This is a genomic window from Rhodococcus sp. T9N (genome assembly GCF_024436645.1).
Lineage (GTDB): Bacteria > Actinomycetota > Actinomycetes > Mycobacteriales > Mycobacteriaceae > Rhodococcus_F > Rhodococcus_F qingshengii.
On the sequence record NZ_JAMSKS010000042.1, the window covers coordinates 1 to 15915 of the forward strand.

Sequence of the window (15915 nt, forward strand, 5' to 3'; positions counted from 1 at the left end):
GGGGGTCGGGGAGCAGATTCTCGAAATCCGGCGCTAAGGATTTACGGCAGATAGTAGCGTACTATCTGCCGTAACTCGTGAGTCGTCCTGCCGCGATGGTCGTTCCGGAGATGGGCGACTCCGGAAACTATCTGCCGTAGTGCTGAAGGGCGGTCGGGGTGGGATCGGTGAGCTCGCTACCGGCGCGGGCCGCCGGGATCCGGCTGGCGGACGCGACGCGGACCTTTCTGGGCACGATCGCGGCGGTGAACACCCGCCGCGCCTACGCCTCGGCGTTGGATCGGATGGTGCGCGACTTCGGCGCGGACGGCGATGTCGGGTTGTTGAACCCGGATCGGGTGTCGGGGTGGTTCGACTACGTGTGGGGCGACAAGGCCCCCAAGACCTACAACCTCCGGCTGACCGCGGTGTCGGCGGCGTGCGCCTACTGACGCGATCAACAGTGGCTGACCGGCGATCCGGTGTCGCGCCTGCGGGCGCGGCCGAGTGCGCCGGACAACAGCAAGGCGATGACCGCCGCCGAGGTTGCGGAGCTGCTGGGCATGGACGCGGCCCTGCGCGAGCGGGTGTTCTGGTCGATGCTGTATGAGTCCGCCGCGCGGGCGGAGGAGATCCTGAATCTCGACATCGAGGACCTGGACACCGTGAACCGATGCGCCACGGTCACCCGCAAGGGCGGCGCCCGCGAGGTGATCTATTGGCAGACCGGCACCGCACGGCCGCTGCCCCGGCTGATCGCCGGACGGAAGTCCGGGCCGCTGTTCCTGACCGACCGCAAAGCCAAGCCGTCGGTCGCCAAGACCGACACCGACAACTCGACCGGCCGCGCCCGACTTTCCTACCGCCGCGCCGCGACGCTCCTCGAGGAGCACACCGAAGGGATGCGACGCGGACCGTTCACGCTGCACCAGCTGCGGCACTCGCGACTGACCCACGCCGCAGAGAAGGGCGCTTCCACGCCGATGCTGATGGCGTTGAGCGGACACACCTCGGTGCGCAGCCTGGTCAAATACGCGAAGGTCTCCGCCGAGGCGCTGGGGCGCTGGCAGGCCGAGACCGATCCCGCTGCGCGGCGGCGCTCCCGCTGAATCTCTCAGTAGCTGACGGTGACGAGTTCCGGCGCGTGTCTGCGTATCTTGTTCAGCACCTTGACTGTTCGGCCCGAGCGCATCTGCTCGAGGGGGGCCGAAAGAGACCAATCAAGTGCGGCACCGTCGATGGGTGTGGTCTTCCGCGTCCGGGAACTCATAGCCGCTGCCGGGCGTGCGTGGTCGTGGTGTTTGTCGGATCCGGCGGGGGCACGGCCGAGAGTAGGGCCGTGAGGTCGCGCGAGACCTCGCCGGGGTTGGAACAGCCGTGGGAGATGAGCGCGCGGGAGCGCGGCTTCGGTCAGGCCGTATCGGATATGGACGGCGTCGTGGTTCCCGGGAACTCGAATGTGCCGGAGTCGTCCGTCGGTCTACGTGCGTTGCGCGGAGTCGTCCCGAATCTCACTGCGGAGAACGTGTTTGAGGATCTTGCCGGAAGGGTTGCGCGGGATGTCACGGACGATCAGATCGCGCGGCAGTTTGTAGTCCGCGACGTATTCGGCGGCGTACGTCCGCAGCTCCTCGAGGGTCACCTCGCGACCGGGAACCGGGGTCACGATCGCGACGATGGTCTCCCCGAATGTGGCGTGGTCCAGGCCGACGACGGCAACGTCCTGGACGTCGGGGTGCCCCGCGAGGGCGTTCTCGACCTCGATCGAGTAGACGTTGCGGCCGCCGGTGATGATCATGTCCTTGAGCCGGTCGACGATCGTGATGAAACCGTCGGCGTCGCGGACGGCGAGGTCCCCGGTGTGCAGCCACCCGTCTCGGATGGTCTCGGCGGTGGCCTCGGGCTTGTTCCAGTAGCCCTTCATGATGGTCTCGCCGCGCAGGATGATCTCGCCGGTCATCCCCGTCGGGACATCGTTGCCATCCGGATCGACCAGCCGGAACTCGGCATTCGTGATCGGCCAGCGTCCCGTCGCATCGGGACGGACGGCGACCTCGTCAGGCGTGGAGTAGATGCCGGTGGGGCCACCCTCGGTCGGCCCGCACAGCTGGAAGAAGCCGACGTCCGGGAAGGTCGTCACGAGTTTCGCGACCGCAGTCGGCGGCATCGGTGCCGCCCCGAAGAAGCCGAGCCGCCAGTGCGAGAGGTCGCGCCGCTCGAGGTCGGGGACCGTCAACATCATCTGATACATGGTGGGAACACCGAGGAAGACGGTGATCCGGTATCGCTCGAGGGCGTCGAGGACGGCGGCGGGCTCGAATGCCGGCAACACGACGTGGGTGGTGCCCATCGAGAAGCCGCTGAGCACGAACAGCACCAGTTCGGCGCAGTGGTACATCGGTGCCACGTGCAGGTTCCGGTCGAAGGAGTTGACGCCGAGCGAGGACACCGCGTGGCCGACCCACAGCAGCCGGTGGTGATCGAACAGCGCACCCTTCGGTTTCCCGGTGGTGCCGGAGGTGTAGATGATCATGCAGTCGTCGTCCTCGCGCACCTCGACCTGTGGGTCGCTGTCCGGCATGGAGGACGCCAGCTGGACGAAATCGTCGAAGCCGTCCGCGCCGTCCAGCGAAAGCGCCGGGGCAGCGGGCGCCTGCTCCAGCTTGGCCAGGTCCCGCACCGCCGCGACGGTGTCCCCACCGAACAGCAGCACCGACGCGCCGGAGTCCTCGAGCAGATACGCCAGCTCCCGGGCCGTGGACCGCGGGTTGAACGGGGAGACGATCGCGCCGACCTTGAACGCGCCGTACAGCGCGAGGAGGAAGCGGTCGGAGTTCGGCGACAGCACCGCCACGCGGTCGCCCTTCTGCACGCCGAGGGACAGCAGCGCGTTGGCGTACTGGTTGATTTCCCGGTCGAGCTGCCCGTAGCTGCGCTCGACGCCCTCGAAGATCAGCGCGGGCCGGTCCGGGTGGCGGCGTGCGTTCAATGTCAGTTGTCCACCAAGGGTTGCCATGATTCTCCTATGATCGGCGGGTGGTCTGCTAAGCAAATGTGGGGGGACGTTTGGTGAGGACGGCGTCGGCGCCCTCGGCGAAATCCGGTGTGCCGATGAGTTCGATCTGTCCGGCTCGTTCACGCTCGAGGGCGTGGTCGAGGTGGCCCAGGGTGGACGCGGCGAGCGCCCGTCTGGTCAGTTCGAGGGCGCGCCGCGGCCCGGCTCCCAGCGTGCCGGCGACGGCCTCGACATGGGCCGCGAGCTGGTCATCCGGCAGGATCCGGGCCACCAAGCCGGTCTGGGCGGCGTCGGTGGCGGAAAGCCGCTGCCCGAGCAGCGCTAATTCTGTAGCCCGCGCCCGGCCGATCGCCGCGGCGACGAGCGCGGTCGCGCCGCCGTCGGGCATCAGCCCGATGCTGGTGAACGACAACAGGAAATACGCGCTTTCGGCGGCGTAGGTGAGGTCTGCGGCGCAGGCGAGCGCCACTCCGTACCCGACCGCGGGGCCGTTGACGGCGGCGATGACGGGGACCGGCGCGGAGACGATGCCGCGGATCACCCGGTTCGCGGCGTCCATCACCACCTCGGGTTCCTCGCCCGTCACCGCGGTCAGATCCGCTCCCGTGCAGAAGGCTCTTCCCGCGCCGGTGAGCACGATCGCGCGGGCACCGGTCGCTTCCGCCCCGCTGATCGCGGTGTCGAGTGCGACCAGGTCGTCGACGCCGAGGGCGTTCATGCGGCCGGGCCGGTCGATCGTGATGTGAAGCAGGCGGCCGGTGCGGACGGTCCGGATAGCGGTCGGGGTCATCGGATCAGCCGAGCCGCTCGATGATGGTGACGTTGGCTTGTCCGCCGCCCTCGCACATGGTCTGCAACCCGTAGCGTCCGCCGGAGCGTTCGAGTTCGTGCAGCATGGTGGTCATCAGCCGGGTGCCGGTGGCGCCGATCGGGTGGCCGAGAGCGATGGCGCCGCCGTTGGGGTTCACCCGCTCCGGGTCGGCGCCGGTCTCCTGCAACCACGCCATCACGACCGGGGCGAACGCCTCGTTGACCTCGAACACGTCGAAGTCGTCGATGCGCATGCCGGTCCGCTCGAGTGCCCGTTCGGTGGCGGGGATCGGTGCGGCGAGCATCATGACCGGATCGGCGCCGAGCACGGTCAGGTGATGGATCCGGGCCCGCGGAGCCAGGTCGTGGCGGCGTACCGCCTCGGCGGAGGCGATGAGCATGCCCGAGGCGCCGTCGGAGATCTGGCTGGCGACCGCGGCGCTCAAGCGCCCCCCCGGCGTGAGGCTCGGCAGGGCGGCCATCTTCTCCGGTGTGGTGTCGGCGCGCGGTCCTTCGTCGGTCGTCATCTGCTGGTAGGGGAGGATCTCGGCGGCGAAGCGTCCGCCGGCGATCGCCTGCAGCGCCCGGCGGTGGCTTTCCAGGGCGTACTGCTCCATCGCCTCCCGGTCGATTCCCCACTTTTCGGCGATCATCTCGGCGCCGCGGAACTGCGAGATCGTCTCGTCCCCGTAGCGGGCCCGCCACCTCGTCGAGCCCGAGTAGGGGTCGCGCACGCCGAACGCCTCGCCCGCGGTGACCGACGACATCAGTGGGATCTGGCTCATGTTCTGCACCCCGCCCGCGACGATGAGGTCGGCGGTGCCGCTCATCACGGCCTGCGCGGCGAAATGTACAGCCTGTTGCGAGGATCCGCACTGGCGGTCGATGGTCACGCCGGGCACTGTCTCGGGCAGGCCCGCAGCGAGGGCCGCGGTGCGGGCGATATCGCCCGCCTGCGGACCGATGTTGTCCAGGCAGCCGAGGATCACGTCGTCGACCGACGCGGGGTCGACACCGTTGCGTTCGACGAGTGCGCCGATCACATGGGCCGCGAGGTCGACCGGGTGTGCGGCGGCCAGTGCGCCGCGGCGGCGGCCTACCGGGGTGCGTGCCGCGTCGATGATGTATGCCTCTGGCATTGATGTCTCCGAATCGTCGTCTCAGGTGGTCGATGGTTGACGTGTGCGCGAGTGCAGGTAGGCGTCGAGCAGGACGGTCAGCACGACGCGGCCTTCGCTGTCGACCACGGTGCTCTCGGTGGTGACGAGGGCGCGTGCCCGGTCGTCGAACTGGATGTCGTCGATGACGACGGTGCCGGTCAGCACGTCTCCTGGACGCACGGGACGGCGGAACCGCAGATCTCGGATGCCGCGCCCGGCAATGGCCGCCCAGCTGTGCCCCACTGCGTCGAATGTCAGCCGTTGCAGGATCGCCAACGTGTGGATTCCACTGGCGATCAGGCCACCGAACTGGCCGTCCTGCGCCGCCGCCCGGTCGATGTGAAACCACTGGGGATCCCAGTGGGTGGCGAAGTCGACGAGTTCGGCCTCGGTCACCGTGTGTGAGCCCAAGTCGAAACGCTGGCCGATGCCCAGGTCCTCGGCGTATACAAGGCGTGTGTGCTCATGGTGCGATCCCACCTGCACGCCGACGGGTTTCACCGCGGCGCCATGCGGATCGCGCCGTCGAGGCGGATGGTTTCGCCGTTGAGCATCGGGTTGGTCACGATCGCCTCGACCAGCTGCGCGTACTCGGCGGGGTCGCCGAGCCGGTTCGGGTGCGGCACCTGCTGTCCCAGCGAAATCTGAGCCGCCTCGGGCAGCGTGCCCAGCAGCGGGGTCTTGAACAGGCCGGGCGCGATGGTGTTCACCCGGATCAGCAGCGACGCCAGGTCGCGGGCGATCGGCAGGGTGGCGCCGACGATCCCGCCCTTCGATGCCGAGTACGCGGCCTGTCCGATCTGCCCGTCGAAGGCCGCGACCGAGGCGGTGTTGACGATCACGCCGCGCTCGCCGTCGACGGGCTCGTTCTGCGACATCGCGTGCGCGGCGAGGCGGATGACGTTGAAGGTTCCGGTCAGGTTGACCTTGACGATCTTCTCGAATTCGGCCAGCGGGAACGGTCCGTTCTTACCGACGGTCTTGACGGCGTTGCCGATGCCGGCGCAGTTCACGGTGATTCGCAGTGAGGACTCCGCGTTGGCGCGCTCGACCGCCTCGGTGACCGCGGCCTCGTCGGTGACATCCGCCGGAGCGAATTCCACGGTGTCGCCGAGAGCAGCCAGCGCATCCGTGTTCGCGGTGGGCAGGTCGACGGCGATTACCCGGGCGCCCGACTTGGCGAGGGCGGTGACGGTGGCCAGTCCGAGGCCCGAGGCTCCGCCGGTGACGAGTGCGTTGGTTCCGGTGATATGCATGAATACTCCTGACGAAATAGGTTGAGAACATCGGGTTTTTGACAAAGTGAGGTGTGACTGACGCAGTGGTGTCACTGCGCGAAGGTCAACCTCATAAGGCGCGGCCGATGAGTTCCTTCATGATCTCGTTGGTGCCGCCGTAGATCTTCTGCACGCGGGAAGCGGCGTACATCTGCGCGATCGGGTACTCCATCATGTAGCCGTAGCCACCGAAGACCTGCAGGCAGCGGTCGACGATCTCGCACTGCTTGTCGCTGCCCCACAGCTTGGCCATCGACGCGGTCGCCGCGTCGAGGGTGCCGTCGAGGTGACGCTGGATGCAGTGGTCCATCAGGGTCTTGCCGGCCAGCACGTCGGTCTTGCACTCGGCGAGTACGAACTTCGTGTTCTGGAAGTTCAGGATCGGCTTGCCGAAGGCGTGACGTTCCTTGGCGTACCTGATGCTCTCCGCCACCGCGGCCTCGGCCACCGCGACACCGCCGACACCGAGGATCAGCCGCTCACGCTGCAGCTGACCCATCAGCTGGTAGAAGCCCTGCCCCTCGACGCCGCCGAGCAGATTCGCTGCCGGCACCCGCATGTCGGTGAACGACAACTCGCGGGTGTCCTGGCCGTGCTGGCCGATCTTGTCCAGCACCCGCCCACGCTCGAACCCCGGAAGATTCTCCGTCTCCGCGACGAGCAGCGAGATACCCTTGGAACCTTGGCTCGGGTCCGTTTTGGCGACGATGACGAGCAGGTCGCAGTGCGACGCGTTCGAGATGAACGTCTTCGAGCCGTTGATCACGTAGTGGCCGCCGTCGCGAACCGCGGTGGTCCGTACGGCCTGCAGGTCCGAGCCGGTGCCGGGTTCGGTCATCGCAATGGCGAGGACGCTCTCACCGCTCGCACATTTCGATAGCCAGCGCTTCTTCTGGTCCTCGGTGGCATAGGCGGCGATGTAGTGCGCGACGATCGTCGAGTGCACGGCGAAGCCGAACGCGGTGTCGTGGGCGTAGGCGATCTCCTGCTGCACGATCGCCTCGTGGCCGAAGTTGCCGCCCCCGCCGCCGTATTCTTCGGCGATGTCGAGGCACAGCAGTCCCGCGGCGCCGGCCTTGGTCCAGAACTCGCGGTCGACCTGGTGCTGCGCGGCCCAACGGTCCTGGTTCGGGGTGGCTTCCTTGCGGAAGAACTCGGCGGCGTGCTTACGCAGCAGCGCCTGATCGTCGGTCTCCCACGGGGAGCGGTAATCGGGGAACAGCTCGCTCATGATCGGTCCTACTTTCCGGTGAATTCGGGGGCGCGCTTGGCGAGGAACGCGGCCTGGCCCTCGCGGCTGTCGGCGGAATGGATGGCAACGTGAAAGTTGCGCTTCTCGTGCTCGAGTCCTTGCGCCAGAGAGGTTTCCAGGGCCTGGAGGGCGGCATCCTTGGCCAGCGCCACCGCGAGCGGTGAGTTGGCGGCGATCCGCTGCGCCATGGCGACCGCCGCTTCGAGGGCGGTGCCGTCCGGGACGGTCTCGGCGACGATGCCGGCCGCGCACGCCCGCTGTGCGGACAGGAAGTCGCCGGTGAGCAGTAGGGCCATCGCCTTGGACTTGCCGACGGCCTGAATCAGGCGCTGGGTTCCGCCGCCGCCCGGGATCACGCCGAGCTTCACCTCCGGGACACCGAACTTGGCGGATTCGCCGGCGATGACGATGTCGCAGGCAAGCGCCAACTCGCAGCCGCCGCCGAGTGCGAGGCCCTCGACCGCAGCGAGGACCGGCTTCGGGAATCGGCCCAGGTCGGCCCAGATGGTGCCGCCCAGCGCGGCTCGATCGCCGAGCAGCGACTGGTCGCGAATGGCGTCGAAATTGGTGATGTCGGCTCCGGCGCAGAAGATCCCGCCGGCGCCGGTGAGCACGATGGCACGGATCTCGTCGTCGTGCCGAGCCGCGACGAGCTCGGTGTTCAAGGCGGTGAGCACCGCCTCGTTCAGACTGTTGCGAGCCTTGGGCCGGTTGATCTCCAGGATCAGGAGGTGGCTGTCGCGGGCCGTGCGTAGCGGGGCGTTGTCGGGGTTCATCGGACGTCCTCGTAGACGTTGGTGTGCGCGGCGCGCATGGCCTTCTTGTCGAGCTTGCCGACGCTGGTGCGGGGCAGCTGGTCCAGATACAGGACGGTCTCGGGCAATTGCCATTTGGCGAATGCATCGGCGAGCAATTCGTGGATCTCCGACAGTGGAAGTTCCTGCCCGTCGGTCGTCACGACGAGTGCTACTGGACGCTCCTGCCACTTCGGGTGCGGGACGCCGATGACGGCCGCCTCGGCGATCTTCGGATGGGCAACGAGTGCGTTCTCCATGTCGATGGAGGAAATCCATTCGCCACCCGACTTGACCACGTCCTTGATCCGGTCGGTGATCTTCAAGTAACCATTCGGGTCGATGGTCCCGACATCGCCGCTACGCCAATACCCGTCGAGGAACTTGTCGGCGTCGTCGTCGAGCTTGTGATAGCGCTCGATGATCCACGGTCCGCGCAGCAGCACTTCACCCTGACTCGTGCCGTCGTGCGGGAGATCGTTGCCTTCCGCGTCGACGATCCGGATGTCGATGCCGTTGACCGGCAAACCCTGCTTACGCTTGAGATCCCACTTCTCCTCGTCCGAGATCACACCGCGCAGCGAGGGCTTCAGTCCCCGGTTCACCGCGACCAGAGGGGTGGTCTCGGTGGCGCCGTAGGCGTGGATGACGTCGGCTCCAGTGATGTCGTGGAAGTCGCGCATCAGCGACAGCGGCGGCTCGGTGGCACCGGACAGCAGCCGCGCGCGGGAGAAGTCCGGTGCGACCGCAAGCGTCTTGATGTAGTTCATCATGGGCTGGAAGATCGCCGGCGCACCGTTTGCGACGGTGACTTGCTCCGCGATCATCGCGTCCACGAGGACGGATGTGTCCTCGGCGATGTAGCGACCGGGCAGCACGATTTTTGCGGCACTGTAGGCGGCCGCCTGGGGTAGGCCCCAGCCCTGGCCGTGGAACATCGGCGTGATGAGCATGACGGCATCGTCGCTGCTCATCCCGAGTCCGGCGACCTCGGCGAGGGTGTGCAGGTAGATGCCGCGATGCGAGTAGTAGATGCCCTTGGGCCTGCCGGTGGTGCCGGTGGTGTAACACGCGCTGTAGGAGGAGGTTTCGTCGATGACCGGCCAGTCGATCTCCGGGCCGGCGTCCGCGAGCAGGTCCTCCCAGTGCACCGCGTGCGGGAGCGTGGTGGTGATGTCGGCCAGCGGCTTATCGGTCATCACCACCCACGTCTTCACGTTCGGCGTATGCGGTGCCAGCGCCTCGGCAACCGGAAGCAGCGACTCGTCGATGAGGACCACCGATGCATCACTGTGTCCGGTGACGTAAGCGAGATCCTCTGGCGCCAAACGCAGGTTCATCTGCAACATCACGGCAGCGAGGCCGGGAATCGCCCAGTACAGCTCGTAGTGCCGCTTGCTGTTCCAGTCGAGGATCCCGACCACATCGCCCGGCCCGACGCCGATCGAGCGAAGTGCATTGGCACTTCGTTGGATTCGCGCGTAGGCATCGGCGTAGGTGTACCGGTCCCAGCCGCCGTCCGCGGTGCGGTACACGATCTCCTGCTCGGGATAGGTGCGCGCGGCGTGCCGGATGATGGTGGTGGTGTTGAGTTGATAGTGGTCGCCGTGGGTGGAGGGCAGGCCCCTCACGATCTCGTGGCTCATGACGTCCTCAGATGCGTTCGATGATGGTGGCGTTCGCGGTGCCGGTGGCCTCGCAGACGGTCTGCAAGCCGAACCTCTTGCCGGAGCGTTCGAGTTCGCAGAGCAGGTCGGTGAGCATCCGGGCTCCGGTCGAGCCCAGCGGGTGGCCGAGGGCGACGGAGCCGCCGTTGACGTTCAGCTTGTCGTCCGGGACGCCGAATTCCCGTTGGAAGATCAGCGGCACACCGGCGAAGGCCTCGTTGACCTCGAACAGGTCGATCTCCTCGACGGCCAACCCGCTTCGGCCGAGCGCCTTGTGGGCGGCGTCGAGGATCGCGGTGAACTGGATGATCGGGTCGGCGGCGGCGACCGACAGCGCGCGGAACCGGGCGCGTGGGATGAGGCCGTTGCGCTCGGCGTACTCGCGGTCGGCGATCAGCAGCGCGGCCGCGCCGTCGCTGATCTGCGAGGAGTTGGCCGCCGTGGTCCGCCCGTCGGCGCCGAACACGGCTTTCAGGCTCGCCATCTTGGCGGGGTCGATGTGCTCGCGGATGCCCTCGTCCGAGTCGATGACCGGACCGGTCGGGTCGTCGGGGTCGGCGGTGATCGGCACCATCTGGTCGCGGAACTTCCCGGCCCGCGTCGCGGCGTGCGCCCGCTCGTGGCTGCGAGCGCTGAACGCGTCCAACGCCGCTCGGCTCAGGTCGAACCTCTCGTTCATCAGCTCCGACGACGGGCCCTGCGCCATCAGCCCACCGTCGTAGCGGTCGAGTTCGCGCGGGCTGTACTGCGGGCCGAGCGGCGCGCCGGGCAGGAACGCCGGAGGCATCGGCACCCGTGACATCGACTCGACGCCGCAGGCGATCACCAGGTCGTGGGAACCCGCCATCACCGCCTGGGCGGCGAAGCTGACCGCCTGCTGCCCTGAACCGCACTGGCGGTCGATCGTCACCGCGGGGACCGACTCGGGCAGCCCGGCGGCGAGCACCGCGTGGCGGCCGAGATTGCCCGACTGGACATCGTGCTGGATGACGCAGCCGGTGATGACGTCCTCGATCGCGGCGGGGTCGACGCCGGCGCGGGCCACAAGCTCCCGCAGCGTCTGCCCGAGCAGGTCCACCGGATGCCATGCGCTGAGGATCCCTCCGCGACGGCCGACCGGGGTCCGGACCGCGCCGACGATAACGGCCTCGCGAACACTCATGACAAAGCTCCTTGTGCTGAATTACGGGGTGCCGAATCGCGGATTCCGATCAGGGGAATGTCGAGGCGCTTCGCGACCTCCTCCCATTCGCGCGTCGGCTTGGAAAGAAACGTCTGCTCGAGCTCCTCCTGGGTGCCCTCGACACCGAGACCGGCGCGGGCGCGCTCCCAGAAGTGCGGCTCGAGCGCGGCCAGCGCGACGTGGCCGTCGGAGCTGGAGTAGATCCGGTAACCGGGATGCGCCCCGCCGAGCGGCGCGCCCGCTCCCATCAGACCGTGCCGAACTGCGGCGCCGGCGTCGGCGGCCGCCTGTTCGAGGACGACCCGCTCGCGGTGTCCCACGCCGGACTCCGCGGCCACGCGCAGGGCGAGCAGGGCCGCGGACACGGCGCGCTCGGCGCCGAGCAGGTCGGCCACCGGGACGGTCGGCATCGTCGGCGGCTGGAGAGTGCCGTGCAGGGCCTGGTACGTCAGGTCATGGCCGGGCTGCTCCGCCGCGATCCCGTCGTGCCCGACGATCTCGATATGCGACAGGTGCGGATTCGCCGCGGTCAACTCGTCCAGGCCGAGCTTGACCAGCGCCGAGGGGCGCATGGCGGTGAGCATCAGGTCGGCACGCGACAGCTCGCGCGCCGCCACCGCCCGATCAGCGGGGTCCTTGAGGTCGAGGGTCACGACCCGCTGGCCCACAGTGAGCTCGTCGTACCACGTCGGCGCCACGGCCCGCAGCGGGTCGCCGGCCGGCGGTTCGATCTTGGTGACGGTGGCGCCCAGCGCCCGTAGCCGCGCGGCGGCGAGCGGGCCCGGCAGATTGATCGCGAGCGACACCACCTGCACGCCCTGCAGCGAACTCGACTGCGACATCATCAACCCCTTTTTGACTATACTGATGTATAGCCATTAATGCGCATGTACTGTCTAATGTCAAGGGTGTATGCTTTTTTCTCTGATAGGAGGCAATTTCTGTGACCGACCCCCGCGCCAGTGACGAGGACCTCACCGCGAAGGCCCGCATTCGCAACGCCGCGCTCGACCTCTACGCCGAGCGCGGCGAGGATCGCGTCTCGATGCGCGCCGTCGCCGCCGCCGCCGGGGTCGCCGTGGGATTGGTGCAGCACCACTTCAAGACCAAGGACGGGCTACGCGTCGCCGTCGAGCAACTGGTCGTCGACTATTACGCTCTGGCGATCGCCTCTGTGCCGGACGAGGGCGCCCCAGCGCAGGTCGCCGCCGCTCGAGACGAGGCGGTGCGGCACATGCTCGCGACGCATCCGACGGTGGTGAACTACATCCGGCGCGCTGTGCTCGATCCGCAGGGAAAGAGCGAGTTACTCGAGCGGCTGACCGACCTGAGTCGCAGAGAGATCTCCAAACTCCGCTATTCGGGCAAGACCTCGACACGGCGATCCGAGTCCTCACAGGTCATCGGGCTGATGGTTCGTCAGCTGGGGCAGCTGCTCATGCAGCCGATGATCGATGACATGTGTGACTTCCTCGACCGGACGGGCGTGCCGCACAGCGACAAACTGACGCTCTCCGTGACCGTAATCTAGCGGTAGTTTGTTGGGTCAGGTCGGAGGTAGAGGTGCAGGCCGTGGCCTGTTTCGCGGCTCAGGAGAGACTTCCGCCGACATGCGTCGTCAGGTCCTGAGCGGTCATCCGCCACCCTTCGACTCGCGCTACTCGTCGTCGTCGGCGTCCGGGTCGCGCAGCGGTCGGTGAACTCCGCTGGGGTCGGGCAGGTGGAAGCTGTAGTGCCCGTCGATGCCGATGTGGGCGCGCACGAACGCCGACAATCGCTCGACATCGGTGTCGAGCACCGGGTATCCGCCGGCTCGCAGCGCGGCGAGGGCGCGGTTCTCGTAGACGGTGTTCCACACGACGACGCAATTGAGCACCAATCCCAGCGCCGAGAGCTGGTCTTCCATGCCCTCGTAGTAGGCGCGGGTCATCTCGCCCTTGCGGCCGTGATAGATCGTGCGCGCCAGGTCGTGACGACCCTCGACGAGATTGGACTGGGCCTTGCCCTCGCGCCGGTAAGGTTCGTCGTCGGCCAGGCGCAGGATGTGCAGGGTCTTGAAGATCCGCCCGAAATGGGCGATGGCCTGGCCCAACGCGGTCGGCTGCCCGTCGCGGGAGATCATCCTGGTGACCTCGTGCGCCGACACCTCACCGGAGTGGATCGACACCGCGATCCGGCACATGTCCTCCCAGTGCGCGGCGATCTTGGCGGTGTCGATCACCCCGCGCGCCGCCTTGTCCAGCGGCCCGTAGTCGGCTCGGGCGTCGATGCGCCACAACCGCTGATCGGGCAGGTTCGCCAGCTGCGGCCGGTACTGGCGGCCGATCAGATGCAGCAGTCCGAACACGATGTCGGAATACGACCCGGTGTCGGTGATGATGACCTCCGGAATCCGCCCGCCGTGCTGGGACACGATCACGTCGATGGTGTGCAGCGAATCGCGAGGTGTTCCGCGCAGCACCTTGCCTGCCAGCCCGGCGGACTGGTCGTTGAGCATGTTCAACCAGGTGATGCCCAGTTTCCGGCCGAAGTACTTCGGGTTCGGGCGGGCGTTATGGGTGCGCACGGGCACCACGAACCGCATCCCGTCCACCGAGGCGACCAGCCCGCCGCCCCACGCTTGGGCCAGGGGGATGTCGGCCTGGGCGTCGACCAGCACGGCGTTGGCCGCCTCGATGGTCTCGGCCCGCACGTAGCACTGGTCGACGTGCAGCAGCCGATCCCTGGTCAGGGCGTCGACACCAGGCGTTGTCACCGGTTTGAACCCGACGTTCATCGCATAGGAACAGAGCACGGCCGCCACCGACAAGCCGAGGTCGGCGACGCGGGCCTCGTTGCCCGAGGTGTGGGTGAACGCCTCGGTGAAACCGGGATGCCAGCTCATCACCTCCGTGACCAGTTCCGGCAGGTCCACACGCGGGATCATCGCCTCCACCCGGCGGCGCAGGTCGACCAGCGACGCGGGCTCGGCCTTGGCGTCCAGCGCGGCGACGTGCAGTTTGCCGTCGGCGTCGATGCTGGCTGGGGTGTCCTCGCCCAGCCGTGCGGCCAACTCCCGATAAGCGGTCTCCAACGCCGTCGCGTGATCGGTCAGCAGCTGCGTCGGCGCGGCGGGCAGGCCCAGCGCGTTCATGCCGGCGTCACGCGCAGCCTCCCAGGCTTCGCCTGCCAGCAGGTGCGCCCGCGGGTCGCGCCACCGCGACGAACGCACCGCGAAGATGCTGCGGTGCTTGAGGTGTCGGTGGAACTGTTCCAACACGCAGATCGTGTAGGAGTTCCGGTCGACGGTGCCCTCCGGTCGGCCCGGCGTGTAGATCAAGCGCTTCCACGCGCCGACGATCAAGTCGTGGTCGACCTTGCGGGCGTCCAGCAGGTTTGCCGGGATCTTGCCCGACGACCTGGATGTCAGCAGCTCGGCGAGGGTCTTCATTGCCGCCAGGACGGCGGCGCCGTCACTGGTCGCGCCGAACTCGATCGTGTCCATCAGCATCGACAGGAACGGGCGGACCGTGGCGAACTTGCCGGCCAACTCGATCAACCGCTGCCCATCCAGCTCCGCGTCGTCGGCGGGCACCAGCTCGTCGACCGCCTGGACCGCGTGCCGCAACTCGGCCCGGGTGACGGTCTTCTCGATCATGTCCAACACCACGCCCAGCCCGACGTCCTGGTTGACCTCGACCATCTCCAGCAGCACCTTCACCGCTGCCGCGAGCTTGCCTGCGTTGCGTGACACCCTCGGATAGCGACGCAGCTTCTCCTCGCGAGACTCCCGCTCGGCCTTGGACAGAAGCTTCGTCGTCATCAACATGTCGAAGGTCTCCAACACGTCGTCGACCGCCCGCGCGCTCAACACAACGACCGTCGCGGCCAGCACCGCCAAGCGCTGCTCACGCGTGGGCAGCCGCCGCAGCGCGGCGGCCTTGCTCGCCAACCCGTAGGTCGCCAACCCCGTCAACCGACGCGGCGGGATCGCCCTCACGTCGATGCTGTCCACCCCGACCGCTTGCAGGTCGACAACCCTGCGCAGCGCCGCGAGCATCCCCTTCGACGACGCCTTGAACACGCCCTTGCGCAGCCGCTCCAGCTCGCTGACCTTCTGCCCGCCCTCCGCAGGAACCTCCAGCAGCCGCAACAAGGCAGACGCGGACTCCGAGGTCAGCTGCTCGCCGAGCTGGCGCCACAACCGGGCGTCCGCCGCGTTGCGGCCGTCGCCGATCAGCCGCTCCAACGTGGTGATCCCCGGCAGCAGCGCCTGACGCTTCCGCAGCCATGTCACTGCGTCGCCGAAGATCGCCTTCGGTCCGTCGCCGGTCATCCACGCCTGGTCGACGATCCACGACGTGAGCTCCGACTCCATCTCGCCGAACGGCTTGAGTCCGTACACCTGCTGGATTTCCCAGGCGTGTTCGAGCTTGGTCTTCTCCCGATCGGTGTACCGCTTCACCATCGACGGATCGGAGATCTCCAACTGCTCGGCCAGATACTCGATCAACGCGGGCGGGACATCCAGCGGATCAGCCAGGAACATTCCCAGGTGACGCACCGTCACCACCTGCACCGCGAACCCCAGACGGTTGTAGTCGCGCCGCCGCGCAGCGATCAGCCGCCGGTCCTCGTCATCCAAGTAGCAGTAACGCTCCAGCTCCTGCCGAGACAACGCACCGAACCGGCCATAGCCGCCCTCATCAGTCACGACGACATGAAATCACCTACAGCGCAAGGTCGCTCGGCGATTGCCCCTTAGCGCCGGATTTCGTCAATCTGCTCCCCGACCCCC

The 15915-nt window shown here is 67.7% G+C and carries 14 protein-coding genes; 3 read left to right on the forward strand and 11 right to left on the reverse strand.

Features of this window, described 5'->3' with window-relative positions:
* Window positions 1-167: 167 nt before the first annotated feature.
* Window positions 168-431 carry a hypothetical protein gene (locus M1L53_RS32405; RefSeq protein WP_225330463.1) on the forward strand — a complete coding sequence of 88 codons (264 nt, stop codon included), beginning with the start codon at window positions 168-170 and terminating at the stop codon, window positions 429-431.
* A gap of 78 nt (window positions 432-509) precedes the next feature.
* Window positions 510-1088: a site-specific integrase gene (locus M1L53_RS32410; protein ID WP_202916944.1), complete on the forward strand. Its 579-nt coding sequence runs from the start codon at window positions 510-512 to the stop codon at window positions 1086-1088.
* 371 nt (window positions 1089-1459) lie between these two features.
* Here the strand turns inward: M1L53_RS32410 and M1L53_RS32415 are convergent, their stop codons facing one another.
* From M1L53_RS32415 to M1L53_RS32460, 10 genes are all read right to left on the reverse strand, one after another.
* Complete coding sequence (locus tag M1L53_RS32415; RefSeq protein WP_011331209.1) at window positions 1460-2995, reverse strand: class I adenylate-forming enzyme family protein; 1536 nt, start codon at window positions 2993-2995, stop codon at window positions 1460-1462.
* Window positions 2996-3023: 28 nt separating this feature from the next.
* A complete protein-coding gene (locus tag M1L53_RS32420; RefSeq protein WP_011331210.1) occupies window positions 3024-3785 on the reverse strand; it encodes an enoyl-CoA hydratase in 762 nt (253 codons plus the stop codon).
* Between the two features lie 4 nt (window positions 3786-3789).
* The gene (locus tag M1L53_RS32425) at window positions 3790-4944 is read right to left on the reverse strand and encodes an acetyl-CoA C-acetyltransferase (protein WP_011331211.1); all 1155 of its coding nucleotides are present in this window, start codon (window positions 4942-4944) and stop codon (window positions 3790-3792) included.
* A 21-nt stretch (window positions 4945-4965) separates the two neighbouring features.
* On the reverse strand, window positions 4966-5466 hold the full coding sequence (locus tag M1L53_RS32430) for a MaoC family dehydratase (protein ID WP_011331212.1): 501 nt from the start codon (window positions 5464-5466) through the stop codon (window positions 4966-4968).
* On the reverse strand, window positions 5463-6221 hold the full coding sequence (locus tag M1L53_RS32435; protein WP_011331213.1) for a 3-hydroxyacyl-CoA dehydrogenase: 759 nt from the start codon (window positions 6219-6221) through the stop codon (window positions 5463-5465). Before M1L53_RS32435 ends, M1L53_RS32430 begins: the two co-directional genes overlap by 4 nt.
* Window positions 6222-6312: 91 nt before the next feature.
* A complete protein-coding gene (locus M1L53_RS32440) occupies window positions 6313-7473 on the reverse strand; it encodes an acyl-CoA dehydrogenase family protein (protein ID WP_011331214.1) in 1161 nt (386 codons plus the stop codon).
* 8 nt (window positions 7474-7481) lie between these two features.
* Window positions 7482-8270, reverse strand: a complete 789-nt coding sequence (locus tag M1L53_RS32445) for an enoyl-CoA hydratase/isomerase family protein (RefSeq protein WP_011331215.1) — start codon at window positions 8268-8270, stop codon at window positions 7482-7484.
* Complete coding sequence (locus M1L53_RS32450) at window positions 8267-9934, reverse strand: long-chain-fatty-acid--CoA ligase (RefSeq protein WP_011331216.1); 1668 nt, start codon at window positions 9932-9934, stop codon at window positions 8267-8269. Before M1L53_RS32450 ends, M1L53_RS32445 begins: the two co-directional genes overlap by 4 nt.
* Window positions 9935-9941: 7 nt before the next feature.
* A complete protein-coding gene (locus M1L53_RS32455; RefSeq protein WP_011331217.1) occupies window positions 9942-11117 on the reverse strand; it encodes a thiolase family protein in 1176 nt (391 codons plus the stop codon).
* A complete protein-coding gene (locus M1L53_RS32460) occupies window positions 11114-11980 on the reverse strand; it encodes a CoA transferase (protein WP_011331218.1) in 867 nt (288 codons plus the stop codon). Before M1L53_RS32460 ends, M1L53_RS32455 begins: the two co-directional genes overlap by 4 nt.
* Before the next feature lie 101 nt (window positions 11981-12081).
* On the opposite strand from M1L53_RS32460, the gene M1L53_RS32465 reads away from it, so the two are divergent.
* Window positions 12082-12669: a TetR/AcrR family transcriptional regulator gene (locus tag M1L53_RS32465; protein WP_011331219.1), complete on the forward strand. Its 588-nt coding sequence runs from the start codon at window positions 12082-12084 to the stop codon at window positions 12667-12669.
* A gap of 126 nt (window positions 12670-12795) precedes the next feature.
* On the opposite strand, the gene M1L53_RS32470 is transcribed toward M1L53_RS32465, so the two are convergent.
* Window positions 12796-15831, reverse strand: a complete 3036-nt coding sequence (locus M1L53_RS32470; RefSeq protein WP_011331220.1) for a Tn3 family transposase — start codon at window positions 15829-15831, stop codon at window positions 12796-12798.
* Window positions 15832-15915 lie beyond the last annotated feature (84 nt).